We start from the raw sequence: 26,804 nt of genomic DNA, 5'->3' as shown, positions 1-26,804 counted from the left end.
CACGTGTGCTCGGAAGCGCGTCGCACCACAGAACCCCTGGCCGACGCCCTACAACCAGCCCTTCTCGCGGGCGATCCGGACCGCCTCCGCGCGGTTGCGGGCCGCCAGTTTCTGGATCGCCATCGAGAGGTAGTTGCGGACCGTGCCCTGGGAGAGGTGGAGCGCTGCCGCGATCTCCACGTTGGTGGAGCCGTCCGCCGCCGTGCGCAGCACATCGCGTTCGCGGTCGGTGAGCGGGCTCGCCCCGTCGGCCAGCGCCGCCGCCGCGAGGGTGGGATCGATGACCCGCTCCCCGGCGAGCACCTTCCGTACCGCTGCCGCCAGTTGTGCGGCGGGGGCGTCCTTCACCAGGAAGGCGTCCGCGCCCGACTCCATGGCCCGGCGCAGATAGCCGGGGCGGCCGAAGGTCGTGACGACGACGACCTTCACGGCGGGGAGTTCGCGCCGCAGGGCGGCCGCCGCGTCGATGCCCGTCATCCCCGGCATCTCGATGTCCAGGAGCGCCACGTCGACGCGGTGCTCGTGTGCCGCGGCCAGCACCTCGTCCCCGCGGGCGACCTGGGCCACCACCTCGATGTCGGGTTCCAGGCCGAGGAGTGCCGCGAGGGCCTCGCGCACCATGGACTGGTCCTCGGCGAGGAGGAGTCTGATCATGCTCATTCCGCGGATCCTAGGCCGGAATCGAGCGGAACACTCAAGGTCAGGGTGAAGCCTTTACCGGATCCGGAAGCGGAACCGGCACCAATGCCGCCGGACCGGGTGGTCAGCGTGCCGTCGACCGTGGCGAGGCGTTCGGTGATGCCGGTGAGGCCGTTGCCCGGCTTCGTCCCCGCGGCTCCGACGCCGTCGTCCGTGACGGTGAGTTCGAGGACCCTGCCGTCGAGGGTCTGACGCGGGGCGAGGGTGACCGTGCAGTGCCGGGCCTCGCTGTGACGTACGACATTGGTGACGGCTTCCCGCAGCGCCCAGGCGAGCACCTCCTCCGGCTTCTCGGGGAGGCCGTCGGGGGCCTCGGCCGGTATGTCCGCGGCGATGCCCGCAGCGGCGAGGGCGGTACGGGCTCCGGCCAGCTCGCCGGGGAGGGTCGGCCGGCGGTAGCCGGTGACGGCGCCGCGTACGTCGACCAGGGCCTGACGGCTGACCTGTTCGATGTCCGCGACCTGGGCCGCCGCCTGCTCCGGGTGGTCGGGGAGCATCCGCCCGGCCAGCTCGCTCTTGAGCGTGATGAGCGAGAGCGAGTGGCCGAGCAGGTCGTGCAGATCGCGGGCGAGCCTGAGCCGCTCCTCGTTGGCGGCGAGCTGGGCGACGGTCGCGCGGGCCTCACGCAGCTGGACCGTCGTACGGATCAGCTGCCGTACGCCGGTCATCGCGAACCCGCCGAGCAGCGCGGGGAAGACCAGGGCGGTGATGATCTCCCGGGAGTGGTTGCCGGTCAGACCGATCGCGACCAGGACGGCGGTGACGGCGGGGATCAGCCAACGGGCGGTCCGCAACGGCATGGTGGCGCCGACGGAGACCGAGACGTACACGAAGAGGACCAGCCACGCGGTGCCGAGAGTCAGCGAGAGGACGGCGGCGAGGGCGCCCAGGAAGGCGATCGTGGAATGGACGAGGCGCCGGTCCAGGGCCTTCGCCGTCTGGCGGAGGACCAGCACGAGATACGCCCCGACGAACACCACCAGACCGAAGGTGCCGAGCGCCGTCGCCCACGCGGGGTGATTGCCGTCGATGAGGTCCTTGACGGGAGCGCTCATGAACGCGAGCCAGACACCGATCCAGAGCAGCTTGATCCCGACCTGTCGGCGGCCCGTCGGCGGGCGCCCGACGCCCACGGACGTCTCGTCGTCGTTCACGCCTTCAGGGTGTCCTTCCGGTAGAGCCAGGCCGCCCCGCCCGCGAAGATCAGGAAGTAGACACAGAGGATGGCGACGTCCTTGGCGTGCGGCGATCCGCCCATCTCGATCGCCTGGCCGAGAGAAGCGTACGCGTGCGTGGGAAGCCATTCGGAGATGTTCTGGAGCCACTGCGGGAAGGTGTCGCTCGGCATCCACAGGCCGCCGAGGATGGAGAGACCGAAGTAGATGATCATCGTGATCGGGCGGACCGCGTCACCGCTGGCGATGTAGCCGATGGCGACCCCGAGCGCGGCGAAGACCAGTGAACCGGCCCAGATGACCCCGGCCAGCGCGAACCACTGCCAGGTCTCCACCCGGACGTGCTTGACGGCGGCGGCGACCAGGAAGACGACCACGATGCAGGGCAGGGTGACCATCGCCGCGCTGGCGATCTTCGCCAGGACGTAGCCCCGGCCGGGCAGTGCGGTGAGCCGGAGCTGACGGACCCAGCCCTTCTCGCGCTCCTTGGCGATGCGTTCGCTGTTGCCCATGAGGACGGCGGTCAGCGCGCCGAAGGAGGCCATCGAGACCATGAAGAACGCCTGGAAGGTGAGATCGGTGTGCGGGATCCTGTCGCTGGTGTTCTGGGTGCCGGAGATCAGCAGATAGATCACCGAGGGGTAGATGACCGAGAAGAACATGAACTTCTTGTTCCGCAGGGTGCGGGTCACTTCGAGCCTGATGAGGGTCCACGAAAGGTAGTTCAGCATGCGGTCCTGGCCTCCTCGGCCTCGGTGATGGCTACGAAGGCCTGCTCCAGGCCGAGTCCCGCGACTTCGAGTGCGCGCGGGTAGAGGCCGAGCCCGTAGACCGCGTGGACGGTCGCGTCGGCATCGTGCGACTGGATACGGACCCGGTTGCCGGTGATGTCGAGCGCGGCGAGGAACGGCAGCCCGCGCAGGGCCGCTTCATCGACCGGACCGTCCAGCTCGAAGGTGATCCGGCGGGCCCCGGCCTTCGCCTTGATCTCGGCGGCGGTGCCGTCGGCCAGCAGCCGGCCCTTGTGGAGGACGAGGACACGGTCGGCGATCGCGTCGGCCTCTTCGAGGTAGTGGGTGGCGAACAGGACGGTGCGGCCCTGCTCGGCCTGCTCGCGCATCGTGGCCCAGAACGCCTGGCGCGCGGTGACGTCCATGCCGGTGGTCGGCTCGTCGAGGACGATCAGGTCGTTGGCCCCGGCGGTGGCGAGCGCGAACCGTACGCGCTGCTCCTGGCCGCCGGAGAGCTTGTTGACCATGCGGTCGGCGATCTGCGCGATGCCGGCACGGGACAGCACCTCGCCCACCGGGTGGGGCTTGGGGTGCAGATCGCAGGCGAGACGGACCAGTTCCTCGACCTTGACGTCCTCCATCAGGCCGCCGGTCTGCAGCATCGCGCCGACACGGCCCGCGGCGATGGCGTTCTGCGGGGTGGTGCCGAAGACCCGGACCGAGCCGGAGTCGGCGGTGCGCAGTCCGAGCAGCAGATCCAGGGTGGAGGACTTCCCGGCGCCGTTGGGGCCGAGCAGCGCCACGGTCTCGCCGGGACGGAGGTCGAGGGTGAGCCCGTCGACGGCGCGTACCGCTCCGTACGCCTTGCTGACCCGGTCGAAGCGGACCGCGGCGGTCTTCGCCCCGGTGGCCTCGGTTGCTGTCGTTGTCATGCGTCCAGCGTGGCGGAGGGAGGGGTACGCCCGGCAGGGTCGCGAATCGTGGAATCGGGATGACAGATGTCATGCCGAGCGCATGACCCCGTGGCCGGGCCCGCGCGTGAACGCGGCCCCGTCATCGGAACGCAGCCGCCGCGCACGCACAGGGATCCGCACACGCACAAGGCCCCGCCCCCGGCCGGAGATCCGGGCGGGGGCGGGGCGGGTGGGATGCTGTTCGCCGCTGTGGGGCGGTTATCCGTTGCCGTTCAGGGCGATCGTGGCCGTCCGCTCGACGGGGGTCTTTCCGCGCAGCGCGGTCTGCATGGCCGCCGCCACGTCGTCGGCGTTGAGCTGGTGCTGCTTGCCGTCGCCCTTGGTGATCATGATGCCGTTGAAGACGCCGTCGCACAGGGTGTCGATGGCGTTCTTGTCGTAGTGCTCGACCAGCCGGCCCTTGACCGGCACCATCGTGAGGATCTGCGGCAGCGACTTGGCCGGGCCGAACTGGATCTGCTTGGGGCCGGCCTTGATCGTGACCAGACCGGACATCGCGGGCTTCGCGAACTCCCTCATCGCCCGGTCCAGTTCCGCCTGGTTGATCGTGGGCTCACGGATGGTGACGGGCAGTTGGACGGTGGCCACCTTGCCGGTCTGCACCTGGGCCCGGTACGCGTCGCGCACCGAGATCATCGAGCGGTTGACGTCCAGCGTCTTGCCCGACTTGCCGGGTACGGCGACGGCCTTGCCCGGCTCGAACTTGATCGTGCCGTCGTTGGCCGAGCCGGAGACACCCGCCAGATCCGCCAGCGCGACACCGAGCTTCTCCTCGTCGACCGGGATCACCGGGTCGACGACGCGCTTGCCGCCGAAGAGGGACCCGATGACGGAGACCGGGTTGTAGTCGCTGCCCGCGGCGGACCGCACGGTCTCCTGGCTGTCCAGGCCGAGCCCGGCCTTGTCCGGCGCGAGCTCGGTGTTCTTGCCGTCCACCGACAGCTGGAGGGGTGCCACGGCGCGCTTGCCGAGAGCGGCGTCCAGCTTCGCGACGCCGTCGTCCTTCGTGCCGCCGCCGATGTCGACGCCGAGAACGGTGGTGCCCTTGGGCACGTCGGAGTGGTTCATCAGCAGCCCGGCACCGTACGCGACACCAAGCAGGCCGACGATGCCCGCGCACAGGAGGACCAGCTTGGAGCGGCCCTTCTTCTTCGCGGGCACGGGCGCCGGGGCGGGGCGCGCCGCGGCGGGGGCCGGTGACGGGGCGGCCGGACCGCCGGGGCCCGCCGGTCCGGTGCCCATCGCGTCATCCGCGATACGGGGCGTCAGATCGGGGCGTCCGCCGCCGGGGCCTCCGAACGGGGACGGGGAGCGGTGCTCCGGCGGAACGACGGGGATGCCGCTGGTGAGCGTGTCACCGGAGACGTTGCCGCCGGGCCCGGGGGCGGCCGGGGCCGCGAACTGGGGCGTCAGCACCGCCGTGTCGTCGGGCATCCGCGGGGGCGTGCCACCCGGGCCGCCGGAGCCCGGTGCGCCCGGTCCGTCGAGGTTCGGGGTCAGGGACGAAGTGCCGGTGACCGGGCCCGTGGTGGGTCCCGAGGGGCCGGGGGTACGCACTCCGAGGTTCGGCGTGGGGCGCGAGGCGCCCGCGCCGAACTCGTCGAGGGCGCTGCCGCCGGAGCCGGGCGTGTCCTGGTCGCCCGTGCGCTGCGGACCGTCCGAGAAGTACGGCAGGTCGGGGCGGGGCGGGGCGGGCGCGGCGCCCTTGGGGCCGTCGGCGCCACCCGGCGCGCCGCCGGTGGCGATGACCGAGGTGTTCATGGGGGCCTTGCGCGGGGCGAACCAGTCGCTGCCGCTCTTCTCCCTGGCCGGCTTCTCGGCGGCCGGTTCCGCGGTCGCCGGACCGGCCGCGGCGCCCGGCGCGGCGTCGGAGGCGTCCGACGTGCCGTTCGGCGCGGGCGGGCCGGGGCGCGGGATGGTGCCCGTGCGTTCGACGTCGGCGGTGTCGGCGTCGCTCATGGGCGTACGCATGACCACGGGCGGGATGGGACGCGAGCCCGGGATGTTGATCCGGATACGCGTCGTCAGCGTCGTCTCGGTCCTCGGCTCTTCGAACTGAGGCGGGTCCGCAGGCTCCGGGGCCCCCTCCGGGGCGTCCTGCGAAGGGTGCAGCGACGGATACTGGCGGGATCCGTACGGCGGCGTCCCCGAGGGGTACGCGGCTCCTCCGCGCCCCTGGGGCCCGGAGGACGAACTGTCAGTTTCACGACTCAAAGCAGGTTCTCCCGATTGGCTCCGCCGCCCGTACTTCCCCCATGCCGCAGGCCAGGGGACGGCTCGGCGCGCGAACCACCATACTGGCCGCCGCCGACAGACACCCCGCGACCGGGGGAAACGATCGCATGACCGACGAACGGACAAGGGGCATTACGGGATCGGACGTGGCACATTACTTGCCAGGTCGGCCGCTGTCGGCGGCCGGACGGGGCGACCGCGACATGGTGGCACAGATCACAGCGACGGCCATCCCGCCGAGCATGAAGAGGGTAAGACCCAGTTCATCGCCGAAGACATAGTCGCCCTCCGGCCGTCCGCCGAGCAGCACAACGACCGAAATCAGCCAGCCCGCCGCGGGTGTCAGGGCACCGAGCTGGGTGTCGAAGACGCGGCGCCCGCCGTAGAACAGCCCGGCGCAAGCGAGCAGCGCCAGCAGCAGTCCGGCGGGGAACCAGGCGGCTTGGACGAGCGCCCCGGCGATCCCGACGAGCGCGCCGAGGACGGCCAGGCCCACGTAGGCGGCGATCCGCCCGGGGTTGAGGGGGGCGGCCAGGCCGGTCGCGGGAACGCCCCCGGAGGGCGCGCCGGAGCGCGGTGCGCGCTGCTTGCCGTCGCTCATCGCTCCGCTCCCGCCACGCCGGCGAACAGGTCGTCCTCGCGCGCCCCTCGCGGGGCTCCGGAGGTGCCGCGCACCAACTCGTAGTACTCCGTGGTGAGGACGGGCTGGCCGAGGTCGTTGGAGAGGGCGAAGAAGGGGCCGTCCACGGCGATCTGGGTGACATGGGCCCGCATCGCCGCGCTCTTGGCCGCGGCATGGGCCGTGCCGTCGATCCGCGCGGTGATCCTCGCGTCGTCGACCACACCCGGTACGTCGTCGATGGCGGCGATCCCCGGGAAGGCGTCCGGCGCCGTGTCCCGCAGACGCGCGAAGCCCTCTTCGACGACCGAGCGCGGCACCCGGTTCCAGTAGATCTTGGCGACGGTGTGCGGGGCGTCCGGTCCGGGGCGGTACGCGGGGTCGGCGGCGAGCTCGGCGGCGCGCATCGCGACGCGGTGGGCCTGGATGTGGTCGGGGTGTCCGTAGCCGCCGTCGGGGTCGTAGGTGACGAGGACCTGCGGGCGCACCGAGCGGATCACCTCCACGAGGTACCCGGCGGCGTCGTCCACGTCCGCGTTCCAGAAGGCGCCGGGGCGGTGGTTCTGCTCGGCGCCCATCATTCCGGAGTCGCGGAAGCGGCCGGGGCCGCCGAGGAGCCGGTGGTCGGCGACCCCGAGCTCCTTCATCGCCGCGGCGAGTTCATCCCGGCGGTGGGGGCCCAGGGTGTCGTCCCGGTCCGCGGCGAGATGGGCGAGTCCGGGCGGGATGACCTCGCCCTCCTCGCCGAGCGTGCAGGTGACCAGGGTGACCTGGGCGCCCTCGGCCGCGTACCTGGCCATGGTGGCGCCGTTGTTGATCGACTCGTCGTCGGGGTGCGCGTGCACCAGGAGCAGACGCCGGGCTGGATGGTCCGTCATGGGGACCAGCCTACGAGCCGAACGCCCCGGGGCCGTGCCGGGCGTCGCGCCGCAGGTCCCGATCCGCCGACCGGGCCCCGGCCGGCCGCCCCCGCGCACCGGCCGCCGACGAGTCGGGGCTCAGAACTTGAGGCTTCCGATCATGCCCGCCACATTCGTGGTCAGGTTCGAGATGCTGGGGGCAATGGACGAGCTGGCGAGATAGAAACCGAGCAGTGCGCAGACCACCGCATGTCCACCCTTCAGTCCGGATTTCCGGATCAGCAGGAAGACGACGATCGCCAGCAGCACCACCGCCGAAATCGAGAGTGCCACGGCGGTTCACCTCCATCAGTACGGTCGGGACGGGCAGCACACATGGAGCCAGCAGGTTCATACCCACCGAGCGCTACGGATCATAACTATCCGTCGCACCGCATTGATCGGGGCACAGCAGCACGAGGGGCGCACGACCGGGCGGTCGGGCGCTAGGTTCGGGCCCATGACTTCGCAGAAGATCTCATTTCCGCGTCAGCACGCCAGGACGATGCGATTCACCCTCGGCGCTCCCCGTGCGTTCACCGTGTCACCCGACGGAGAGCGGGTGGTCTTCCTGCGGTCGGGATCCGGCACGGACCGTACGGGCCGGCTGTGGGTGCTGGACCTGCCGGAGGGCGGTACGCCCCAGGAGCGCGTCGTCGCCGACCCCGAGACGCTGCTGGGCGGTTCGGCGGAGCGGCTGTCGCCCCAGGAGCGGGCCCGGCGCGAGCGCAGCCGTGAGGGCTCCTCCGGGATCGTGGGCTACGCGGTCGACGCGGCGGCCGAGTTGGCCGCGTTCGCGCTCTCGGGCAAGGTGTACGTCGCGGAGCTGCGGGCGGGTACGGCGCGGGCACTGCCGGTGCCCGGCCCGGTGATCGACCCGCGGCCGTCGCCGGACGGGCGCCTCGTCGCGTACGTCGCCAAGGGCGCGCTGCGCGTCGTGGGCGCCGGGGGCGAAGGGGATCTGGCGCTCGCCGAGCCGGAGGGGCCGAACGTCTCGTACGGCCTCGCGGAGTTCATCGCGGCCGAGGAGATGCAGCGCTCGCGGGGCTTCTGGTGGTCGCCGGAGTCGGACCGGCTGCTGGTCGCCCGGGTCGACGACAGCCCCGTACAGCGGTGGTGGATCGCGGATCCCGCGCACCCGGACCGCAAGCCGGCCGAGGTCGCCTATCCGGCGGCGGGGACCCCCAACGCCGAGGTGCGGCTCTTCGTGCTGGGCCTGGACGCCACCCGTACCGAAGTGGTCTGGGACCGGACGCGTTACCCGTATCTGGCGCAGGTGCACTGGTCGTCGGCCGGGGCTCCGCTGATCCTCGTGCAGGCCCGTGACCAGCAGAGCCAGCTCTTCCTCGCGGTGGACCCGGAGACCGGTACGACCCGGACGGTGCATGTCGACGAGGACCCGGTCTGGCTGGAAATCTTCCCCGGTGTGCCCGCCTGGGCGCCGGACGGACGGCTCGTGCGGATCGCGGACGAGGGCGGGGCACGGGTGCTCGCGGTCGGCGACCGGCTGCTGACCGGGGCGCAGTTGCAGCTCCAGGCGGTCCTGGACATCGGTGACTCGGATGTCCTGGTGTCGGCGTCGGCGGGCGAGGAGGCCGCGGAGCCGGAGATCGGCGAGAGCCATGTGTACCGAGTCAACGAGCTGGGCGTCGAACGGGTCTCCGAAGGGGCCGGGGTGCATTCGGCCGTCCGCTCGGGCGGGGTGACGGTACTGGTCTCCCACTCCCTGGAGCGGCCGGGGGCCCGTGCCGAGGTCCTGCGGGACGGCAAGCGGATCGCCACCGTGGCGAGCTTCGCCGAGGAGCCGGTCCTGTCCGCGCGGGTACGTCTCACCGAGGGGGGCGCACGGCGAATTCCGTGCGCCGTGCTGCTCCCCGATGGGTACAAAGAGTCGGACGGTCCCCTTCCTGTACTGATGGACCCGTACGGCGGGCCGCACGGCCGACGGGTGCTCGCCGCCCACAATCCGCATCTGACCTCACAGTGGTTCGCCGACCAGGGTTTCGCGGTGGTCGTCGCGGACGGCCGGGGCACACCGGGGCGTTCGCCGGCCTGGGAGAAGGCCGTCAAGAACGATGTCGCCCTCACCATGGACGACCAGATCGAGGCGCTGCACGCACTCGCCGGGCGGTTCCCGCTGGACCTCGGCAAGGTGGCGATCCGCGGCTGGTCGTTCGGCGGATTTCTGGCGGCGCTGGCCGTACTGCGCCGGCCGGATGTCTTCCACGCGGCGGTGGTGGGCGCGCCGGTGACCGACCAGCGGCTGTACGACACCCACTACACCGAGCGCTATCTCGGCGATCCGGCGAAGCAGCCGGAGGTGTACGCGCACAACTCGGTGCTGACGGACGAGGGGCTCTCCGAGGCCGCGGACGAGGCCCGGCCGATGATGATCATCCATGGTCTGGCCGACGACAACGTGGTGGTCGCGCACGCGCTCAGGCTGTCGTCGGCGCTGCTCTCGGCGGGGCGGCCGCACGAGGTGCTGCCGCTCAGCGGGGTGACGCACATGACGCCGCAGGAGCAGGTGGCGGAGAATCTGCTGCTGCTCCAGGTGGACTTCCTGAAGCGGTCGCTGGGGCTGCGGGGGTGACCTGAGCAAGGCGGTGCGGGCCGCGCCCGTCACCAGCCCGGCGGGGGCTGGGACGGGGGCGGCGGACCGAAGACGCCGGGCCGCGGATAGCCGTACCCCTGCCCGTAGCCCTGGTGGGGCGGGGCAGGGTCGTCCGCGGTGCCCCGCCGGGCCAGCACGAGCAGTACCACCGCTGCGGCGATCGTCTCGAAGAACCAGCTCAGCAGGGTGAGTTGGTCCTCGGTCCGCAGATCGGCGAAGTGGTCCAGCATCTTGTAGTGCGCGGAGCGGATCACTCCCAGCGCCCCGGCGGACAGCAGCGCACCGGCTGCGATCAGGCCGAACGGCCGTGCGTGCACGGTGTGGAAGAGCGCACTCGTCCCCGCGAACAGACAGAGCAGCGCGAGGACGGTGTTGTTCCAGCCAGGCGGTGCGTCGATCAGTCCCTGGAGGAGCCGGTCCCCGCCCACGTACCAGTCGGGGTAGATGAAGGGGAACCGCACCGCCTGGCGGATCTCCCAGGCGATCACCACCGCTCCCGAGGCGCCCAGCAGCAGAAAGGCGGTCACACTCGCGCCCTGGCTCGGCCGGGTGGGGGTGCGCTCGGAGAAGTCGCGCGGCGATCTGCGGCCGGCGCCCGCGGTGATGATCAGCGCGATGCCCACCGCGAGGGCCGCGAAGGCGCAGAGCAGGGCGCGGGTGCGCAGATCGTCGGAGAACCGGTCGTTCATCCGGGACGCACCGATGTTCCAGAGCCCCGGCAGCCGTACGGCGAGAGTGACCGCTCCGGTGGCGACCAGGGCGGTTGCGGCCACCGCGGACCGCAGGGCCGCGAACGCGGCGGCGACATAGACCAGGAGCAGCACCACGTCGTCGGCCGAGGTGGCCGGCACAGCGAGCAGTCGCGCTTCGCGGTAGCCCGCCCAGTACCGCCACAACTGGCCCGGGTCGCCGACCGCCCTGACATCCCGTACGAGCCAGCCCGCGACCATCACCGCGAGCAGGGCGCAGAGAACGGCGCCGGTGACCCTTGCCCCCCGTGTGAGTATCACCCCAGCGATACTCCACCGCCCCCGGCCGCCGGACAAGGGCCGGGCCGCGAAGATGTGCGAACGGGCAACCGGCCGGGGGGACTTGACGGCCCCCCGGCCGGTTCACGGCACCCGCACGGCCGTACGCGGACCAGGGTGGCGCATGCGTATGCCGGACGTGCGACGGCCGAGTTGCCCCGGCGTCAACGGCCTCTCCATTGTGGGGAAGGCCGTGACGTGCGGGCCGTCAGACGGCCCGGCTGCTGCCGGAGGGCGGCGGCCCGTCCTCCTCGCCCTCGGCGTCCGGCGTGCCCGCCCCGCTCGTCCCGTCCTCGCGCGTCTGCGGTGGCACCCCGGCCTCCTCCACCATCGTCTCCCCCGGCGTCTCCAGCAGCCCCTCCGGCGGCACCACCTGCTTCTCCGCCGCGAAGTGGCAGGCCGAATCGTGTCCGGCGGGTGTGTCCGTCAGCCGGAAGACCGCCGGAACCGCCAGCAGCGGCACCTCCAGCTCGCACCGCTCCCGCGCCTTCCAGCAGCGGGTACGGAAGCGGCAGCCGGAGGGCGGGTTGGCGGGTGAGGGGACGTCGCCGTGCAGGATGATCCGCTCCCGGTGCTCGCGGGCCGTCGGGTCCGGCACCGGGACGGCGGACAGCAGCGCCTGGGTGTACGGGTGCGTGGGGTGGTCGTAGATCTGCTCGTCGGTGCCGATCTCGACGATCCGGCCGAGGTACATCACGCCGACCCGGTCGGAGATGTGCCGGACGATCGACAGGTCGTGCGCGATGAAGACGTAGCTCAGCCCGAACTCCGTCTGGAGGCGGTCCAGCAGATTGACGACCTGTGCCTGTACGGAGACGTCGAGGGCGGAGACGGGTTCGTCGGCGACGATGATCTCGGGGTTCAGGGCGAGGCCGCGGGCGATGCCGATGCGCTGGCGCTGGCCACCGGAGAACTGGTGCGGATAGCGGTTGATGTACTCCGGGTTGAGACCCACGACGTCCAGCAGGTCCTGGACCTTGCGGCGCCGGTCGCCCTTCGGGGCCACCTCGGTGTGGATCTCGTACGGCTCGCCGATGATGTCGCCGACGGTCATGCGGGGGTTCAGCGACGTGTACGGGTCCTGGAAGACCATCTGGATGTTGCGGCGCACGGCCTTCAGGGCGCGTCCCGACAGCTTGGTGATGTCCTCACCCTTGTACTTGATCGCGCCGGCCGTCGGCTGTTCCAGATGCACCAGCATCCTGGCCACGGTCGACTTGCCGCAGCCCGACTCCCCCACGATGCCGAGCGTCTCGCCCGCCGCCAGGTCGAAGGAGACCCCGTCGACGGCCTTGACGGCGCCGATCTGCTTCTTGATCAGGATGCCCTGGGTGAGCGGGTAGTGCTTGACCAGATCGCGGACCTCCAGGATCGGCTCGCGTCCGGCCACCGGGAACCCTGCCCGCTCCTCGGCGAGCACGGCGTGGGCCTTCCCACCCCCTTCGCGCGCTTCCGCGCGCCCCGAGTGGTCAGCGTGCATCGAGCGTCTCCTTCCAGAAGTAGCAGGCGCTCTCACGGTGCTCGGCCACCTCGAACAGCGGCGGGACCTCGCCTCGGCAGACCTCCTGGGCCATCGGGCAGCGCGGGTTGAAGGCACAGCCCGGCGGGATGTGCAGCAGGTTGGGCGGCAGGCCCTTGATCGCGTACAGCTCCTGGCCCTTCTGGTCCAGGCGCGGGATCGACTGGAGCAGGCCCTTGGTGTACGGGTGGGCGGGGGCCCGGTAGATGTCGTGGACGGGGGCGGCCTCGACGATCCGGCCCGCGTACATCACGGCGATCTTGTCGGCGACGTCCGCGACCACGCCCAGGTCGTGGGTGATCAGGATCAGGCCCATGTTCAGCTCGCGCTGGAGCTCGGCGAGCAGGTCCATCACCTGGGCCTGGACGGTCACGTCGAGGGCGGTGGTGGGCTCGTCCGCGATGATCAGCGACGGTTCCAGCGCCAGCGCCATGGCGATCATGATGCGCTGGCGCATTCCGCCGGAGAACTGGTGCGGATAGTTGCCCACGCGCTCCTTCGCGGCCGGGATGCGGACCCGGTCCATCAGTTCGACGGCCTTCAGCCTGGCGTTCTTGCGGGACATCCCGCGATGGACGACAAACATCTCGCCGAGCTGCTCCCCCACGCTGAGCACGGGGTTGAGGGAGGAGAGCGCGTCCTGGAAGATCATGGCCATCTCCTGGCCGCGGATCCTGCGCCGCTCGTCCTTGCGCATCGTCAGCAGATCGCGGTCCTTGAAGAGGATCTCGCCGCCGCTGATCCTCCCGGGCGGCATGTCGAGAATGCCCATGATCGCCTGCGCGGTGACCGACTTGCCGGAGCCCGACTCGCCGAGGACGGCCAGCGTCTCGCCCTCGGCCACCGAGTAGTCGACCCCGTTGACGGCCTTGGCCACCCCGTCGCGGGTGTGGAACTCCACGTGCAGATCGCGCACTTCGAGCAACATGGCAGTGGGCTCCTCAGCGCAGCTTGGGGTCGAGGGCGTCGCGCACCGCGTCGCCGAGCATGATGAACGCGAGCACGGTGACCGCCAGCGCACCGGCGGGCCAGAGCAGCATGTGCGGAGCGTTGCGGATGTACTGGGACGCGGCGGAGATGTCGATGCCCCAGGAGACGGCCGGCGGTTTCAGGCCGACGCCGAGGAACGAGAGGGTCGCCTCCAGCGAGATGTACGTACCGAGCGCGATGGTCGCGACGACGATCACCGGCGCGACGGCGTTCGGGGTGATGTGGCGCAGCAGCATCCGCGTGTTGGAGGCGCCGAGCGCCCGTGCCGCCTGCACGTAGTCGTTCTGTTTGGCGGTGATCACGGAGCCCCGGCCGATGCGGGCGATCTGCGGCCAGCCCAGCAGCACGATGAAGCCGATGACCGGCCAGACGGTGGCGCTGGTGACCACGGAGAGGAAGACCAGGCCGCCGAGGACCACCGGGATGCCGAAGAAGATGTCCGTGAGGCGGGAGAGGACCGAGTCCCACCAGCCGCCGAAGAATCCGGCCAGGCCGCCGAGGACGCCGCCGAGCAGGGTGACGCCCAGGGTGGCGCAGACGCCGACCGTCACCGAGTTCCTGGCCCCGTAGACGGTACGGGTGTAGACGTCGCAGCCCTGCCCGTCGAAACCGAAGGGGTGACCTGGCTGGGAGCCCTGCTGGGCCTTGGCGAGGTTGCAGTCGAGCGGGTCCTGATCGGCGATCAGCTGCGGCCAGATCGAGATGATCACCAGGAAGAGGATGATCAGGGCGGAGATGATGAAGACCGGGTTGCGGCGCAGGTCCCGCCAGGCGTCCGACCACAGGCTGCGCGGTTTCTCGGCGGGGCCGGTGCCGTCCGGCCCGCCCGGTGTCTTTTCGAGGGTCGTGCCCTCCTCCAGGGCGAGGTCCATCACGCCTCCCGCTCCGGCCGGTGAGATCGCCTCGTCCGGTGTCTGCTCAGGCATAGCGGATCCTCGGGTCGAGTACGGCGTACAGCAGGTCGACGATAAGGTTCGCCGCCAGGAAGACGAGGACCAGAATGGTGACGAAGCCGACGACGGTCTGTGAGTTCTGGCGCAGGATGCCCTGGTAGAGCTGGTAGCCGACGCCGTGGATGTTGAAGATCCGCTCCGTGACGATCGCCCCGCCCATCAAGGCGCCCACGTCCGTACCGATGAAGGTGACGACCGGGATCAGCGAGTTGCGCAGCAGATGCCGGAGCACGACGCGGCGCCTGGGCAGTCCCTTGGCGACGGCGGTGCGCACGTAGTCGGCGCGGGCGTTCTCGGCGATCGAGGTCCGGGTGAGCCGGGTGACGTACGCCAGGGAGACCGAGGCGAGGACGAGTCCCGGGATGAGGAGCTCGTTGAAGGGCGCCTCCGGGGAGACGGACGGTTTGATGACGCCCCACTGCACTCCGAGGAGGAGCTGGAGCAGCAGACCGGTGACGAAGGTCGGGATGGAGATGACGACCAGGGTCAGGATGAGCACGGTGGTGTCGACGGGGCGGCCGCGGCGCAGGCCGGTGACGACGCCGAAGCTGATGCCGATGACGATCTCGAAGACGGTCGCGACGACGGTGAGCCGGATGGTGACGGGGAAGGCGCTGCCCATCAGCTCGGTGACCTTCTGCCCGTTGAACGCGGTGCCGAAGTCGCCGGTGAAGACATTGCCCATGTAGGTCGCGTATTGCTGCCAGACAGGCTTGTCGAGGCCGAATTCCGAGCGGAGTCGGGCGGCGGTCGCCGGGTCGCACTGGCGTTCGCCGCAGAGGCCGGCGATGGGATCGCCCATCACGTTCACCATGAGGAAGATCAGCAGTGTGGCGCCGAAGAAGACCGGGATCATCTGCAGCAGCCGCCGGATCACATAACGTCCCATGAAGGGCTCCGGGGGTCGCGGGGGGCCGGGCGGCCGGCGCAAGGAACACGCCGGCCGCCCGGCCTCGACGGGTCACTTGACCTTGATCTGCTCGTACACCGGGACGCTGAACTGATTCAGCGACACATGGGTGACCCGGTCCGAGTAACCGGCGCTGCCGTTCTGGTACCAGAGCGGGATGACGGGCATCTGCGCCGCCAGGACCCTCTCCGCGTCCTGGAAGGTCGAGACGGCCTTGGCCTTGTCGGACTCGGCGTTGGCCTTGTTGATGAGGCCGTCGAACTGCTTGTTGCTCCACTTGCCGTCGTTGGACGAGGCGTCGGTGTAGTACACCGGCTGGAGGAAGTTCTGGATCAGCGGGTAGTCCATCTGCCAGCCGGCCCGCCAGGCGCCGGTCAGCTTCTGCTGGGAGACCTGGCTGCGGAAGTCGGCGAAGGTGCCGACGGGGCCGCCGACGCACGCCTTGTTGTCGCCCAGCGCCTTGTTGATGCTGTTGCAGACGGCGTCGACCCACTCCTTGTGCGAGCCGGTGTCCGCGTTGTACGAGATCCTGAGCTGGCCGCCGGGGATGCCGCCGCCCTCCTGGATCAGCTTCTTGGCGTTCGCCGCGTCGTACTCGCAGGGCGCGCCGCACAGCCCCTTCTTGAAGCCGCCGTTCGTGCCGAGGACCGGGGAGGTCCAGTCGGATGCGGGGGTGCGGGTCTGCTGGAAGATCTGGCTGGTGATCTGATCACGGTTGATGGCCATCGACAGGCCCTGGCGGACCTTGACGCCGCCGGGGGTGTCCCATCTCTTGTCGTAGAAGGGGAAGGCGAGGGTCTGGATGATGCCGGCCGGGGTGTTGATGTACCGGTCGCCGAGATCCGCCTTGACGTTCTTCAGCTGCGAGGCGGGCACGTCGTCGACGAGGTCGAGGTTGCCAGCGGTCAGGTCGGTGTAGGCGGTGTTGTTGTCGGTGTAGACCTTGAGGTCGATGCCACCGTTCTGCGCCTTGTCGGCCCCGGGGTACTTGTCCCACTTGCGCAGGTTCATCGACGAGCCCTTGGTGTATGTGTCGACGGTGTAAGGGCCGTTGCCGATCGGCTTGGACAGCCAGGCGGAGTGGTCGGTGAAGAATGCCTTGGGCAGCGGGGCGAAGGCCGGGTAGCCCAGGGTGTCGGGCCAGAGGGAGAACTTCTGCGACAGCTTGGCCGTGAAGGTCTTGTCGTCGACGAGCTTGAGGCCGGAGAGCGTGTTCGCCCTGGAACTGCCGGTGTCGGGGTGGACCTTGTCGTATCCGTCGATGTACCCGAAGAAGTAGGCGTTCTTCTGATTGTTCTTCAGCAGGGCCCCGTAGTTCCAGGCGTCCACGAAGGACTTCGCGGTGACCTTCTCTCCGTTGCTGAAGGTCCAGCCGTCCTTCACGGTGATCGTGAAGTTCTGGTTGTCCTTGGACTCGATCTTCTCGGCGAGCATGTTGATGGCCGCGCCGGTCTTCGGGTCGTACCTCTTGAGTCCCCGGAAGATCAGGTCGAGAACCTTGCCGCCCTGCACCTCGTTGGTGTTCGCGGGTTCGAGGGGGTTCTGCGGGTCGCCCCAGGAGGAGCTCACGATTCCATTGGCCCCACCGCCGCCACCACCGCCGCCACCACCGCCGCCGCAGGCCGTCGCCGTCAGGGCGACGGCGACCGCGCATGCGGCCCACTTGGCCCGTGTGGCTCCGCGCATGGAGTTCCTCCTCTGAGTCTTCGTCACATGTAGAGCCAAATATCACCCGATAACGACATCAATGCACCTTATCTACGGCCGTACGTGTGGGGGTGACATCAAGCCGTTCAGGTGTGCCGCATAACGAAAAGGACACACCCGTGATCGGACGCCCCGCCCGAGTCGCCCCGATTCCCCCGTTCCGTAAAACGGCTGTCCACCTTGAGGACATCTACGTATTGTCAAGTTCAAGTCAAGAACCTAAAGACCAGGTGTGGACTTTCATAGCTGATTGACCGTTGTCAACTCGATTGATTGGGTCCGTTCCAACCCCTTAGCTCCTCCTGCCCGGAGGATGCCGCTTTCCGTACGGGGACAGGAGCTCGATGACCACGCCATCCCCGGCCCCCATCGCTCCGGTGGACGCCACAGCCACCGAAGCCGTTGAGGAGTCCCGGCAGCCCGCAGGACCCGACAAGGGCGCCGACGCACGGAGTCCAGGCCAGCTGGCCTGGCGGCGCTTCAAGCGCGACAGGACGGGCGTGCTCTCCGCCTACATCGTCGTGTTCTTCTTCGCGATCGCGATAGGCGCGCCGCTGATAGCGAAGTTGTACGGCAAGGATCCGTACACGACGTACGGCCAGGACAATCCGGAACTGCTCAACGGCTTCGGCTATCCGGCCCTGCCCAACGGCGGTATCACCGGCGACTTCTGGTTCGGCATCGAGCCCCAACTCGGCCGGGACGTCTTCACCTTCCTGCTGTACGGAATCCGCACCTCGCTGCTGCTCGCGGCGGCGGCCACCATTCTCGTCACGGTCATCGGTGTGGTCATCGGTGTCACCGCCGGATATCTCGGCGGCAAGACGGACTACTTCATCGGCCGGGTCATCGACATTCTGCTGTCGTTCCCGTCGACGCTCTTCTTCATCGCCTTCATGCCGGTCGTCTACGGGCTGTTCGTGGCGCCGGACGACGAGATCCCGACGTCGCTGCGGGCCATCTGCCTGATCCTGGCCCTCACCGTCTTCGGCTGGGCCTCGATGGCCCGCCTGCTGCGCGGCCAGGTACTGGCTCTGCGCGAGCGGGAGTTCGTCGAGGCCGCGAAGGTGACCGGCGCCTCTCCCGCCCGGATCATCTTCAAGGAACTGCTGCCGAACCTCTGGACGCCGATCCTGATCCAGGCCACGCTCGCCCTGCCGGCCTTCGTGACGGCCGAGGCGGGCCTGGCCTTCCTCGGCGTGGGCATCATCGACCCGACGCCCGACTGGGGCGTGATGATCCAGCGCGGAGCGTCCTTCTACACGGACGACATCACCTTCATGCTCTTCCCGGGCATCTCGATGATCGTCTTCGTGCTCGCCTTCAACCTGCTCGGCGACTCGGTACGCGACGCACTCGACCCGAAGTCGAAGCGCTGAGCCTCTGCTCCATCCAGCCCGGCCGCTGTGGTCCGGCCTGCCGTACCTGCTCCGTCCACCGATCCCAAGGACCGATACGCATGTCTTTCTCCCGCAGAAACTTCCTGATAGCCACCGGTGTGGCGGCCGCGAGCTCCACTGTCCTGAGCGCATGCAGCAGCGGTGACGCAGGCGGCGGCACCAAGGGGGGCGACAAGGGCACCCCGAAGGTCAGCGGCAGCAAGGAGGCCGCGATCCTGGTCGGCACCAAGGCCGACTCCACCGGTCCCGCCCCCGAGGTTCCGGGCGCGGTCAAGGGCGGCACGCTCTACACGATGGACCAGATCGACTGCGACCACCTGGACCCGGCGCAGATCTGGTCGAGCTACGAGGGCTTCCTCACCCCGCTGTTCATGCGTGGCCTGGTCGGCTACAAGGTCGCGATGGACGGCACCACCACGCTCGTGGGCGACCTCGCCACCGACGCCGGCACCACGAAGGACGGCGGCAAGACCTGGTCGTTCACCCTGAAGGACGGGGTGAAGTGGGAGGACGGCTCGGACATCTCGATGGACGATGTCCGCCACACCTTCGAGCGCCTCTTCGCCAAGTTCGTGACCTTCGGCCCGCGCTACCCGCAGGAGTGGCTGGTCGGCGGCGACAAGTACAAGGGGCCCTACGAGGGCAAGCACCTCGACTCGATCGAGATCGACGGCAAGACCGTCACCTTCCACCTCAAGGAAGCCCGCGGCGACTTCAACTTTACGCTGGGCATGCGCGCCTTCTCCCTGGTGCCGAAAAAGAAGGACACCAAGGAGGACTACGACAAGAAGCCGTTCTCCTGCGGCCCGTACAAGATCGACGCCCGCCAGGTCGGCAAGTCCATGTCGCTGTCGCGCAACCCGCACTGGGACCCCAAGACCGACCCGATCCGCAACGCCTACCCGGACAAGTTCCAGCTGCAGTTCGGCTTCCAGTCCCTGGCGTCCACGGACCGCTACATCGCGGACCAGGGCGACGACCAGCACACGTTCTCGCTGCTCAACGAGATCGCGCCGGAGCGCATCCAGAAGGTACTCGGCGACGCCGAGCTGAAGAAGCGCGTCCTGACGCACCTCGACACGGCGACGTACTACTACGCGATCAACACCACGCGCATCAAGGACGTCAAGGTCCGCCAGGCACTCAACTACGCCTGGCCGTCGCAGCAGACCCAGCTGCTCCGCGGCGGTGCCTCCTCCTCCGAGATCGCCACCACCGTCATCAGCCCGATGACCCCGGGCCACGCGGACTTCGACCTCTACGGCAAGAAGACGAAGCCGGCCGGAGACCCGGAGAAGGCCAAGGAGCTGCTGAAGGAGGCCGGCAAGGAGGGCCAGAAGGTCGTCATCGCCTTCCAGCAGTCCGACAACCAGGTGAAGCAGGCCGTTGCCATCAAGAGCGCGCTCACCAAGGCGGGCTTCGACGTGGTGACGCAGCAGGTCGACAAGACCTCCTTCTACAGCCAGATCGCCCAGCTCGACAACCACTTCGACATGTTCGCCGCCGGCTGGTCCGCCGACTGGCCGGGCGGCTACACGGCCCTCCAGCCGACCTTCGACGGCCGCGTGATCGCCAACGGCGCCTCCAACTGGCCGCAGCTGAACGACGCGAGCGTCAACAAGGCCATCGACGCCGCCGCCAAGATCACCGACCTGGAGGAGGCCAACAAGGCCTGGGGCGCGATCGACCGGCAGATCATGGAGCTGGCCGCATGCGTTCCGGACTACTGGCCGATCCGCAACTGGCTCCACGGTTCCAAGGTCGGCGGTCTGGTCTACGACGCGGGCACCACCGGCATCGCGATCACCAAGCTCTACGCCATGGCGTGATCCGGTAGGGGAGGGGCGGCTGGACCGGCCGCCTCTCCCCGGTCCCGGTCACTCCCCCGCTCACCACCCCTCGGCGACGGCGCCCCACCCGGAAAGTCACGACCCCATGCTTCGATTTCTTCTCCGCCGCGTGACCGGCGCTCTCGTCATTCTGTTGGTCATCAGCGCCATCACCTTCTACCTCTTCTACGCGATCCCCCGTGAACCTGCCCGGATGGCCTGCGGCAAGGTCTGCACACCCGAACTCATCACTCAGATCAAGCAGAACCTGGGGATCGCCGACCCGATGCCCGTCCAGTACTGGCACTGGCTGTCCGGCATCTTCGTCGGCCGTGACTACGGGAACTACGGTTACTGCCCGGCGCCCTGCCTCGGCTACTCGTTCACCAACCGTCAGCCGGTCTTCGGCACGATCATGGACCGCCTGCCGCTGACCCTCTCGCTCTCGGCGGGCGCGGCCTTCTTCTTCGTGATCTTCGGTGTCGGCGCGGGCATGCTCGCTGCGGTCAAGCAGGGCAAGGCGCTCGACAAGATCGCCAGCTCCCTCTCGCTGCTGGGCTCCTCGCTGCAGATCTACTTCGTCGGCTACATCGCGATGTTCCTGCTGGTGCAGCAGATGGGACTGCTCGAACAGCCCTCGTACACGCCCCTCACCGAGAACCCGGCCAAGTGGGCCGGCGGGCTGCTGCTGCCCTGGCTGGTGCTGTCGATCATCTTCACCGCCAACTACACCCGCATGACCCGCTCCCAGCTCGTCGAGCAGCTCAGCGAGGACTACGTCCGCACCGCACGCGCCAAGGGCCTGTCCCGCCGCTCGGTCTTCTTCCGCTTCGCCTGGCGTGGGGCGATGGGCCCGATCGTCACGATCTTCGGTATCGACCTGGGCACGCTGATCGGCGGCGCCATCATCACCGAGGTGACCTTCAGCCTGCAGGGCCTGGGCCAGCTGTCCGTGCGCTCGGTCGACACCAGCGACCTGCCCATGCTGCTCGGGGTCACCATCGTCGCGGCGGGCGCGATCGTCTTCGCCAACATCATCGTGGACGCCGTCTACGGCCTCATCGACCCGCGGATCCGGCTCGCCTGACCCCGCCCCCCGTTCCGGCCCACCCCCTTCTCCCGCAACATCCTCCTGGAGCGTCCCCGTGACGAGCACCGATCAGCAGCCCCTCCTCTCCGTCAGGGATCTACACGTTCACTTCTCGACCGAGGACGGCGTCGTCAAGGCCGTCGACGGCCTCTCCTTCGACGTGGAGAAGGGCAGGACCCTCGGCATCGTCGGCGAGTCCGGCTCCGGCAAGTCCGTCACCAACCTGACGATCCTCGGCCTGCACGACCCCGACCACACCGAGATCGACGGCGAGATCCTGCTCGAAGGCCAGGATCTGCTCGCCGCCTCGGAGCGGGAGCTGGAGCGGCTGCGCGGCAACAAGATGGCCATGATCTTCCAGGACGCGCTGGCCTCGCTGTCGCCGTACCACACCGTCGGCCGGCAGATCAGCGAGGCCTACCGCAAGCACACCGGGGCCTCCAAGCGGGAAGCCCGGGCGCGGGCCGTGGAGATGCTCACCAAGGTGGGCATCCCGCAGCCCGATCTGCGGGTGGACGACTATCCGCACCAGTTCTCCGGCGGTATGCGCCAGCGCGCGATGATCGCCATGTCGCTGGTCTGCGACCCGGAACTGCTGATCGCGGACGAGCCGACCACGGCGCTGGACGTCACCGTGCAGGCCCAGATCATGGACTTGCTCAAGGACCTTCAGCAGGAGACCGGCACCGCGATCGTCTTCATCACCCACGACCTCGGTGTCATCGCCGACATCGCGGACGACGTACTGGTGATGTACGGCGGCCGGTGCGTGGAGCGCGGCACCAAGAAGGAGGTGCTGCGGGCGCCCCAGCACCCGTACACCTGGGGTCTGCTGGGGTCCATGCCGAGCCTCGACGGTCCGGTCGACGTACCGCTGTCGCCGATCCCCGGCTCCCCGCCCAGCCTCCTCAACCCGCCGCCCGGCTGCCGCTTCCATCCGCGGTGCTCGTTCACCGAACAGGTCGGCGCCTCGCGCTGCGCGACGGAGCAGCCTCCGCTGGAGCTGGTGGACGGCCGTGGGGCCGCCTGCCACCTCACCCCGGAGCAGCGCACCGAATTCTTCGCCGACTTCGCCGGTATCCGGCCCAACTGACGTACAAGAGACGGGACTTCCCCACTATGAGCAGCGCAGATCCCCTCCTGGACGTCTCCGGACTCACCAAGCACTTCCCGATCAAGGGCGGCTTCCCGATCCGACGGACGATCGGCGCGGTCCAGGCCGTCGACGGGCTGGACTTCACCGTCGGCGAGGGCGAGAGTCTGGGCCTGGTAGGCGAGTCCGGCTGCGGCAAGTCGACGACCGGCCGGCTGATCACCCGGCTCCTGGAGCCGACGGCCGGCAGCATCACCTACCGCGGCCAGGACATCACCCACGCCTCGCGCAAGCAGTTGGCGCCGGTCCGCTCCGAGATCCAGATGATCTTCCAGGACCCGTACGCCTCGCTGAACCCGCGGCAGACCGTCGGCAAGATCGTCGCCGGACCGATGGAGATCAACGGCATCAACCCGGCGGGCGGCCGCGAGGCGCGCGTACGGGAGCTGCTGGAGATCGTCGGGCTCAACCCGGAGCACTACAACCGCTTCCCGCACGAGTTCTCCGGCGGCCAGCGCCAGCGCATCGGCGTGGCCCGCGCGCTCGCCCTGGAACCGAAGCTGATCGTGGCCGACGAGCCGGTCTCGGCGCTGGACGTGTCGATCCAGGCCCAGGTGGTGAACCTGCTGCAGAAACTGCAGAAGGACCTCGGCATCGCGTTCCTTTTCATCGCCCATGACCTGGCCGTGGTGCGCCACTTCTCGCAGCGCGTCGCCGTCATGTACCTCGGCCGGATCGTGGAGATCGCCGACCGGGACGATCTGTACGGCAACCCGCGGCACCCGTACACCAGGGCGCTGCTCTCGGCCGTGCCCGAGGCGACCGCCGACGAGGTACCCGCCCGGGAACGCATCCTCCTCACCGGCGATGTGCCCTCCCCGGTCAATCCGCCCTCGGGCTGCCGCTTCCGTACCCGCTGCTGGAAGGCGACGGACAAGTGCGCGAGCGAAGCTCCGCCGCTGGTGCGGGTCGAGGGCAGCCGAGACGGCCATCTGACGGCCTGCCACTACCCCGAGGGCCCCCAGGCCGCGTCGTCCGTCCCGCAGGCCCGTGAAACCGCTGCGGGGCCGAAGCTCGACAAGGCCGCCGAAGCCCCCAAGACCGAGGCCTGACACCCCTGGCCCCGGCCTCGTGGGCGCCCCCGCCGACACGGACCTGACCGGTCCGCGAACCGCGGGACTCCCCCGCCCAAGGAACCGAGCACGTCGGCCCATTGACCCGAGCCACCTGCGAGCCCGGTTCCCGGGTACACGGGAAAGGTGCCCGGAACCGATCGGTTCCGGGCGCTTCCGCATGTCCGCCCAGGAACGGCTTCCGAGGGTTCGGCACCCGTTGGAGAAGAAATCACGGCCACGTACCCGCCAGGCAACCAAAGCTCAATAATCCCTCAACCCCCATGTGTCACACGGACTTTGACTGCAAGGATGTGACGCACACCGCACAAGAGCACCTCAGACTGGAGGATCTGCGTGAAGCGTGTCATGAGCACCGTTCTCACCACCGCGCTGCTGAGCGCCGGAGTCGTGGCAGGGACCGCAGCACCGGCCTCGGCCGGCACCAAGTGCGACGCCTCCCCGATCTACTCGATCGGTGACAAGAAGACCGTCTGGCGAGCCACCAACGTGCACAGCGACTGGGCGAAGCCGGGCGTGACCATCAGCTACGCCAAGAACAAGACGGGCACCTGGACGGCCACCGGCACCGCGACCGTCGGCGCCGAAGCGGGCGTCATCTTCGCCAAGGCGTCGGCCTCGTTCAGCGTCTCGGTCGGCTACTCCTGGTCGAAGTCGGACACCTGGACGTACGCAGCCACGGTCGCGAAGAAGAAGGGCAAGAGCCGGGGCCGGCTGATGATGTACCACGAGGCGAAGGGCTTCAGCGTCACCAAGTACCACCTGGAGCCGAAGTTCGGCGGTGGCTGCAAGAAGGTGCAGAGCTGGAAGAAGAGCAACAACGTCGCCCCCGTGAAGAAGAGCAGCAACCTGTGGGGCATCCAGTACGCGTAGTACGTCCCCCGGGGACGTCGCCGGACCGGCATGAACGCGGAGGATGACGGTACGGCGGTCACGACGAAGGGCCCGGAACCTGTCCCCCAGGTTCCGGGCCCTTCGTGTCACACGTTCCGTGCTACGAGGCCGCGCCGACGACGTCCTTCTCCTCGGCGAAGTGGCAGGCCGACTCGTGCGCGGCCGGCGTGTCCGAGCCCTTGAAGCGCTCGGGGATCGCCAGCAGCGGCATCTCCGTGGCGCACTTGTCCTGGGCCTTCCAGCAGCGCGTACGGAAACGGCAGCCCGACGGCGGGTTCGCCGGCGACGGGACGTCACCGGTGAGGATGATCCGCTCGCCGCGGTCGCGGGCCTCCGGGTCGGGGACCGGGACCGCCGACAGCAGCGCCTGGGTGTAGGGGTGCGTCGGGTGGACGTAGATCTCCTCGTCCGTGCCGATCTCGGCCATCTTGCCGAGGTACATCACGCCGACCCGGTCGGAGATGTGCCGGACGATCGACAGGTCGTGCGCGATGAAGACGTAGGAGAGGTTGAACTCGTCCTGGAGCTTCTCCATCAGGTTGATGACCTGCGCCTGCACTGACACGTCGAGCGCGGAGACCGGCTCGTCGCAGATGATGATCTCCGGGTTGAGCGCGAGGCCGCGGGCGATGCCGATGCGCTGGCGCTGACCGCCGGAGAACTGGTGCGGATAGCGGTTGATGTACTCCGGGTTGAGACCCACGACGTCCAGCAGGTCCTGGACCTTGCGGCGCCGGTCCCCCTTCGGGGCCACCTCCGGGTGGATCTCGTACGGCTCGCCGATGATGTCGCCGACCGTCATACGCGGGTTCAGCGACGTGTACGGGTCCTGGAACACCATCTGGATGTTGCGGCGGACCGCCTTCAGCGCGCGGCCGGACAGCCGGGTGATGTCCTGGCCCTTGTAGAAGACCTCGCCGGCCGTGGCCGTCTCCAGCGTCATCAGCAGTCGCGCGACCGTGGACTTCCCACAGCCCGACTCGCCAACGATGCCGAGCGTCTCGCCCTGGTAGAGGTCGAAGGAGACCCCGTCCACGGCCTTGACGGCGCCGACCTGGCGCTTGAAGAGGATGCCCTGGCTCAGCGGGAAGTGCTTGACCAGATTGCGCACCTGGAGGATCGGCTCACCGCGTTCCACCGGGGCCTCGATCGCCGCGACCGCCGCCGTCTCGTCGGCGGCCTCGACCTCCACGACGTCGGTGACGTTCGGGGTGCTGTCCAACGATCCGTCCGTCTTGTCGAGCTCAGCCATGGATCGTCTCCTTCCAGAAGTGGCAGGCGCTGCCGCGGCCGGGCAGTTCGCTGCCGTCCTGCTCGGAGACCGGCACCAGGGCCGGAATCTCCGTGCGGCAGATGTCCTCCGCCTTCGGGCACCGGGGGTTGAAGGCGCAGCCGGACGGAATCTTGAGCAGGTTGGGCGGCAGCCCCTTGATCGCGTAGAGCTCGTGGCCCTTCTGATCGAGGCGCGGGATCGAGTCGAGCAGACCCCGGGTGTACGGGTGCGCGGGCCGCTTGTAGAGCTCGTGCACCGGTGCCGTCTCGACGATCCGGCCGGCGTACATGACCGCGATCTTGTCCGCGACGTCGGCGACGACGCCGAGGTCGTGGGTGATCAGGATCAGACCCATGTTGAACTCGGTCTGCAGCTCCTTGAGCAGGTCCATGACCTGGGCCTGGACCGTCACGTCGAGCGCGGTGGTGGGCTCGTCCGCAATGATCAGGTCCGGCTCCAGGGCCAGCGCCATGGCGATCATGATGCGCTGGCGCATACCGCCGGAGAACTGGTGCGGGTAGTCGCCGACCCGCTCCTTGGCGGCGGGGATCTTGACCCGCTCCATCAGCTCGATGGCCTTGAGCTTCGCCTGCTTCTTGGAGAGTCCCTGGTGGACACGGAACATCTCGCCGAGCTGGTAGCCGACCGAGAGCACGGGGTTGAGCGAGGAGAGCGCGTCCTGGAAGATCATCGCAATCTTCTGGCCGCGGATCTTCCGCCGCTCCTCGTAGCCCATCGTGAGCATGTCCTGGCCGCGGTACAGGATCTGGCCCTGCGGGATCTTGCCGGGCGGCATGTCGAGAATGCCCATGATCGCCTGAGCGGTCACGGACTTGCCGGAGCCGGACTCGCCGAGCACGGCCAGGGTCTCGCCCGAGTCGACGCTGTAGTTCACACCGTTGACGGCCTTGGCCACTCCGTCACGGGTGTGGAACTCCACGTGCAGGTCGCGCACTTCGAGGAGCGGGCTGTCGTCCGGTCCCCCGGCACGGGGCGCCGGGATGTCTGCTGTCTTGTCCATGATGGTCACGTCGTACGC

Annotated in this window: 23 protein-coding genes; 7 read left to right on the top strand and 16 right to left on the bottom strand. The window is 69.2% G+C overall.

The genetic code is table 11. From position 1 onward, the window contains the following. Positions 1-48: 48 nt before the first annotated feature. From ABZ826_RS19170 to ABZ826_RS19135, 8 genes are all read right to left on the bottom strand, one after another. Entirely contained in the window at positions 49-660 is a 612-nt protein-coding gene (locus ABZ826_RS19170; protein WP_361449192.1) for a response regulator transcription factor, read from the bottom strand. Then, the gene (locus ABZ826_RS19165; protein WP_361449190.1) at positions 657-1,853 is read right to left on the bottom strand and encodes a sensor histidine kinase; all 1,197 of its coding nucleotides are present in this window, start codon (positions 1,851-1,853) and stop codon (positions 657-659) included. The genes ABZ826_RS19170 and ABZ826_RS19165 overlap by 4 nt, the downstream gene beginning before the upstream one ends. Continuing rightward, positions 1,850-2,605 carry an ABC transporter permease gene (locus ABZ826_RS19160; protein ID WP_361449187.1) on the bottom strand — a complete coding sequence of 252 codons (756 nt, stop codon included), beginning with the start codon at positions 2,603-2,605 and terminating at the stop codon, positions 1,850-1,852. The genes ABZ826_RS19165 and ABZ826_RS19160 overlap by 4 nt, the downstream gene beginning before the upstream one ends. Next, on the bottom strand, positions 2,599-3,537 hold the full coding sequence (locus ABZ826_RS19155; RefSeq protein WP_361449184.1) for an ABC transporter ATP-binding protein: 939 nt from the start codon (positions 3,535-3,537) through the stop codon (positions 2,599-2,601). Before ABZ826_RS19155 ends, ABZ826_RS19160 begins: the two co-directional genes overlap by 7 nt. A gap of 240 nt (positions 3,538-3,777) precedes the next feature. After that, positions 3,778-5,538, bottom strand: coding sequence for a hypothetical protein (locus tag ABZ826_RS19150; protein WP_361449181.1), 1,761 nt, complete (start codon positions 5,536-5,538; stop codon positions 3,778-3,780). A gap of 430 nt (positions 5,539-5,968) precedes the next feature. Further along, positions 5,969-6,415 carry a DUF6113 family protein gene (locus ABZ826_RS19145; protein WP_361449178.1) on the bottom strand — a complete coding sequence of 149 codons (447 nt, stop codon included), beginning with the start codon at positions 6,413-6,415 and terminating at the stop codon, positions 5,969-5,971. Beyond that, positions 6,412-7,311: an N-acetyl-1-D-myo-inositol-2-amino-2-deoxy-alpha-D-glucopyranoside deacetylase gene (gene mshB / locus ABZ826_RS19140; protein WP_361449175.1), complete on the bottom strand. Its 900-nt coding sequence runs from the start codon at positions 7,309-7,311 to the stop codon at positions 6,412-6,414. The genes ABZ826_RS19145 and mshB overlap by 4 nt, the downstream gene beginning before the upstream one ends. Positions 7,312-7,431: 120 nt before the next feature. Next, on the bottom strand, positions 7,432-7,626 hold the full coding sequence (locus tag ABZ826_RS19135) for a hypothetical protein (RefSeq protein ID WP_093896879.1): 195 nt from the start codon (positions 7,624-7,626) through the stop codon (positions 7,432-7,434). 166 nt (positions 7,627-7,792) lie between these two features. Between ABZ826_RS19135 and ABZ826_RS19130 the strand changes: the two genes are divergently transcribed. Next, positions 7,793-9,925, top strand: a complete 2,133-nt coding sequence (locus ABZ826_RS19130) for an alpha/beta fold hydrolase (protein WP_361449170.1) — start codon at positions 7,793-7,795, stop codon at positions 9,923-9,925. Positions 9,926-9,954: 29 nt separating this feature from the next. On the opposite strand, the gene ABZ826_RS19125 is transcribed toward ABZ826_RS19130, so the two are convergent. The 6 genes from ABZ826_RS19125 to ABZ826_RS19100 all read right to left on the bottom strand — a co-directional run bounded on the left by ABZ826_RS19125 (position 9,955) and on the right by ABZ826_RS19100 (position 17,032). Further along, positions 9,955-10,956, bottom strand: a complete 1,002-nt coding sequence (locus ABZ826_RS19125) for a hypothetical protein (RefSeq protein WP_361449167.1) — start codon at positions 10,954-10,956, stop codon at positions 9,955-9,957. A gap of 226 nt (positions 10,957-11,182) precedes the next feature. Beyond that, the gene (locus ABZ826_RS19120; protein WP_361449164.1) at positions 11,183-12,454 is read right to left on the bottom strand and encodes a dipeptide ABC transporter ATP-binding protein; all 1,272 of its coding nucleotides are present in this window, start codon (positions 12,452-12,454) and stop codon (positions 11,183-11,185) included. Further along, a complete protein-coding gene (locus ABZ826_RS19115; RefSeq protein WP_361449161.1) occupies positions 12,444-13,421 on the bottom strand; it encodes an ABC transporter ATP-binding protein in 978 nt (325 codons plus the stop codon). Before ABZ826_RS19115 ends, ABZ826_RS19120 begins: the two co-directional genes overlap by 11 nt. Before the next feature lie 13 nt (positions 13,422-13,434). Further along, complete coding sequence (locus ABZ826_RS19110; RefSeq protein WP_361449158.1) at positions 13,435-14,409, bottom strand: ABC transporter permease; 975 nt, start codon at positions 14,407-14,409, stop codon at positions 13,435-13,437. Next, positions 14,402-15,325 carry an ABC transporter permease gene (locus ABZ826_RS19105; RefSeq protein ID WP_361449155.1) on the bottom strand — a complete coding sequence of 308 codons (924 nt, stop codon included), beginning with the start codon at positions 15,323-15,325 and terminating at the stop codon, positions 14,402-14,404. The genes ABZ826_RS19110 and ABZ826_RS19105 overlap by 8 nt, the downstream gene beginning before the upstream one ends. 72 nt (positions 15,326-15,397) lie before the next feature. Beyond that, positions 15,398-17,032 (bottom strand): ABC transporter substrate-binding protein, encoded by a 1,635-nt coding sequence (locus ABZ826_RS19100; protein ID WP_361449152.1) that lies wholly within the window; start codon positions 17,030-17,032, stop codon positions 15,398-15,400. Positions 17,033-17,397: 365 nt separating this feature from the next. Here ABZ826_RS19100 and ABZ826_RS19095 point away from each other — a divergent pair, with 365 nt between their 5' ends. From ABZ826_RS19095 to ABZ826_RS19070, 6 genes are all read left to right on the top strand, one after another. Continuing rightward, positions 17,398-18,432 (top strand): ABC transporter permease, encoded by a 1,035-nt coding sequence (locus ABZ826_RS19095; RefSeq protein ID WP_361449149.1) that lies wholly within the window; start codon positions 17,398-17,400, stop codon positions 18,430-18,432. An 80-nt stretch (positions 18,433-18,512) separates the two neighbouring features. Then, positions 18,513-20,282 (top strand): ABC transporter substrate-binding protein, encoded by a 1,770-nt coding sequence (locus tag ABZ826_RS19090; RefSeq protein ID WP_361449146.1) that lies wholly within the window; start codon positions 18,513-18,515, stop codon positions 20,280-20,282. A gap of 106 nt (positions 20,283-20,388) precedes the next feature. Beyond that, positions 20,389-21,369 (top strand): ABC transporter permease, encoded by a 981-nt coding sequence (locus ABZ826_RS19085; protein ID WP_361449143.1) that lies wholly within the window; start codon positions 20,389-20,391, stop codon positions 21,367-21,369. Positions 21,370-21,427: 58 nt separating this feature from the next. After that, positions 21,428-22,465 carry an ABC transporter ATP-binding protein gene (locus ABZ826_RS19080; RefSeq protein ID WP_361449140.1) on the top strand — a complete coding sequence of 346 codons (1,038 nt, stop codon included), beginning with the start codon at positions 21,428-21,430 and terminating at the stop codon, positions 22,463-22,465. 26 nt (positions 22,466-22,491) lie between these two features. Further along, positions 22,492-23,577, top strand: coding sequence for a dipeptide ABC transporter ATP-binding protein (locus ABZ826_RS19075; RefSeq protein WP_361449137.1), 1,086 nt, complete (start codon positions 22,492-22,494; stop codon positions 23,575-23,577). A gap of 369 nt (positions 23,578-23,946) precedes the next feature. Further along, a complete protein-coding gene (locus ABZ826_RS19070) occupies positions 23,947-24,471 on the top strand; it encodes a hypothetical protein (protein WP_361449134.1) in 525 nt (174 codons plus the stop codon). Positions 24,472-24,592: 121 nt separating this feature from the next. On the opposite strand, the gene ABZ826_RS19065 is transcribed toward ABZ826_RS19070, so the two are convergent. Further along, complete coding sequence (locus ABZ826_RS19065; protein WP_361449131.1) at positions 24,593-25,744, bottom strand: dipeptide ABC transporter ATP-binding protein; 1,152 nt, start codon at positions 25,742-25,744, stop codon at positions 24,593-24,595. Continuing rightward, on the bottom strand, positions 25,737-26,795 hold the full coding sequence (locus ABZ826_RS19060; RefSeq protein ID WP_361449128.1) for an ABC transporter ATP-binding protein: 1,059 nt from the start codon (positions 26,793-26,795) through the stop codon (positions 25,737-25,739). The genes ABZ826_RS19065 and ABZ826_RS19060 overlap by 8 nt, the downstream gene beginning before the upstream one ends. Positions 26,796-26,804: the final 9 nt, after the last annotated feature.

Origin of the sequence: Streptomyces sp. NPDC047515, assembly GCF_040643055.1 — a bacterium.
Lineage (GTDB): Bacteria > Actinomycetota > Actinomycetes > Streptomycetales > Streptomycetaceae > Streptomyces.
Note: the sequence above shows the minus strand (reverse complement) of the source record. Positions and strands in the feature narration are given on the sequence as shown.

Coding starts and splice junctions, on each gene's coding strand:
- ABZ826_RS19170 (WP_361449192.1), bottom strand. CDS start 660: ATGAGCATGATCAGACTCCTCCTCGCCGAGGACCAGTCCATGGTGCGC.
- ABZ826_RS19160 (WP_361449187.1), bottom strand. CDS start 2,605: ATGCTGAACTACCTTTCGTGGACCCTCATCAGGCTCGAAGTGACCCGC.
- ABZ826_RS19155 (WP_361449184.1), bottom strand. CDS start 3,537: ATGACAACGACAGCAACCGAGGCCACCGGGGCGAAGACCGCCGCGGTC.
- ABZ826_RS19150 (WP_361449181.1), bottom strand. CDS start 5,538: ATGAGCGACGCCGACACCGCCGACGTCGAACGCACGGGCACCATCCCG.
- ABZ826_RS19145 (WP_361449178.1), bottom strand. CDS start 6,415: ATGAGCGACGGCAAGCAGCGCGCACCGCGCTCCGGCGCGCCCTCCGGG.
- mshB (WP_361449175.1), bottom strand. CDS start 7,311: ATGACGGACCATCCAGCCCGGCGTCTGCTCCTGGTGCACGCGCACCCC.
- ABZ826_RS19130 (WP_361449170.1), top strand. CDS start 7,793: ATGACTTCGCAGAAGATCTCATTTCCGCGTCAGCACGCCAGGACGATG.
- ABZ826_RS19120 (WP_361449164.1), bottom strand. CDS start 12,454: ATGCACGCTGACCACTCGGGGCGCGCGGAAGCGCGCGAAGGGGGTGGG.
- ABZ826_RS19115 (WP_361449161.1), bottom strand. CDS start 13,421: ATGTTGCTCGAAGTGCGCGATCTGCACGTGGAGTTCCACACCCGCGAC.
- ABZ826_RS19110 (WP_361449158.1), bottom strand. CDS start 14,409: ATGCCTGAGCAGACACCGGACGAGGCGATCTCACCGGCCGGAGCGGGA.
- ABZ826_RS19105 (WP_361449155.1), bottom strand. CDS start 15,325: ATGGGACGTTATGTGATCCGGCGGCTGCTGCAGATGATCCCGGTCTTC.
- ABZ826_RS19100 (WP_361449152.1), bottom strand. CDS start 17,032: ATGCGCGGAGCCACACGGGCCAAGTGGGCCGCATGCGCGGTCGCCGTC.
- ABZ826_RS19095 (WP_361449149.1), top strand. CDS start 17,398: ATGACCACGCCATCCCCGGCCCCCATCGCTCCGGTGGACGCCACAGCC.
- ABZ826_RS19090 (WP_361449146.1), top strand. CDS start 18,513: ATGTCTTTCTCCCGCAGAAACTTCCTGATAGCCACCGGTGTGGCGGCC.
- ABZ826_RS19085 (WP_361449143.1), top strand. CDS start 20,389: ATGCTTCGATTTCTTCTCCGCCGCGTGACCGGCGCTCTCGTCATTCTG.
- ABZ826_RS19075 (WP_361449137.1), top strand. CDS start 22,492: ATGAGCAGCGCAGATCCCCTCCTGGACGTCTCCGGACTCACCAAGCAC.
- ABZ826_RS19070 (WP_361449134.1), top strand. CDS start 23,947: ATGAGCACCGTTCTCACCACCGCGCTGCTGAGCGCCGGAGTCGTGGCA.
- ABZ826_RS19065 (WP_361449131.1), bottom strand. CDS start 25,744: ATGGCTGAGCTCGACAAGACGGACGGATCGTTGGACAGCACCCCGAAC.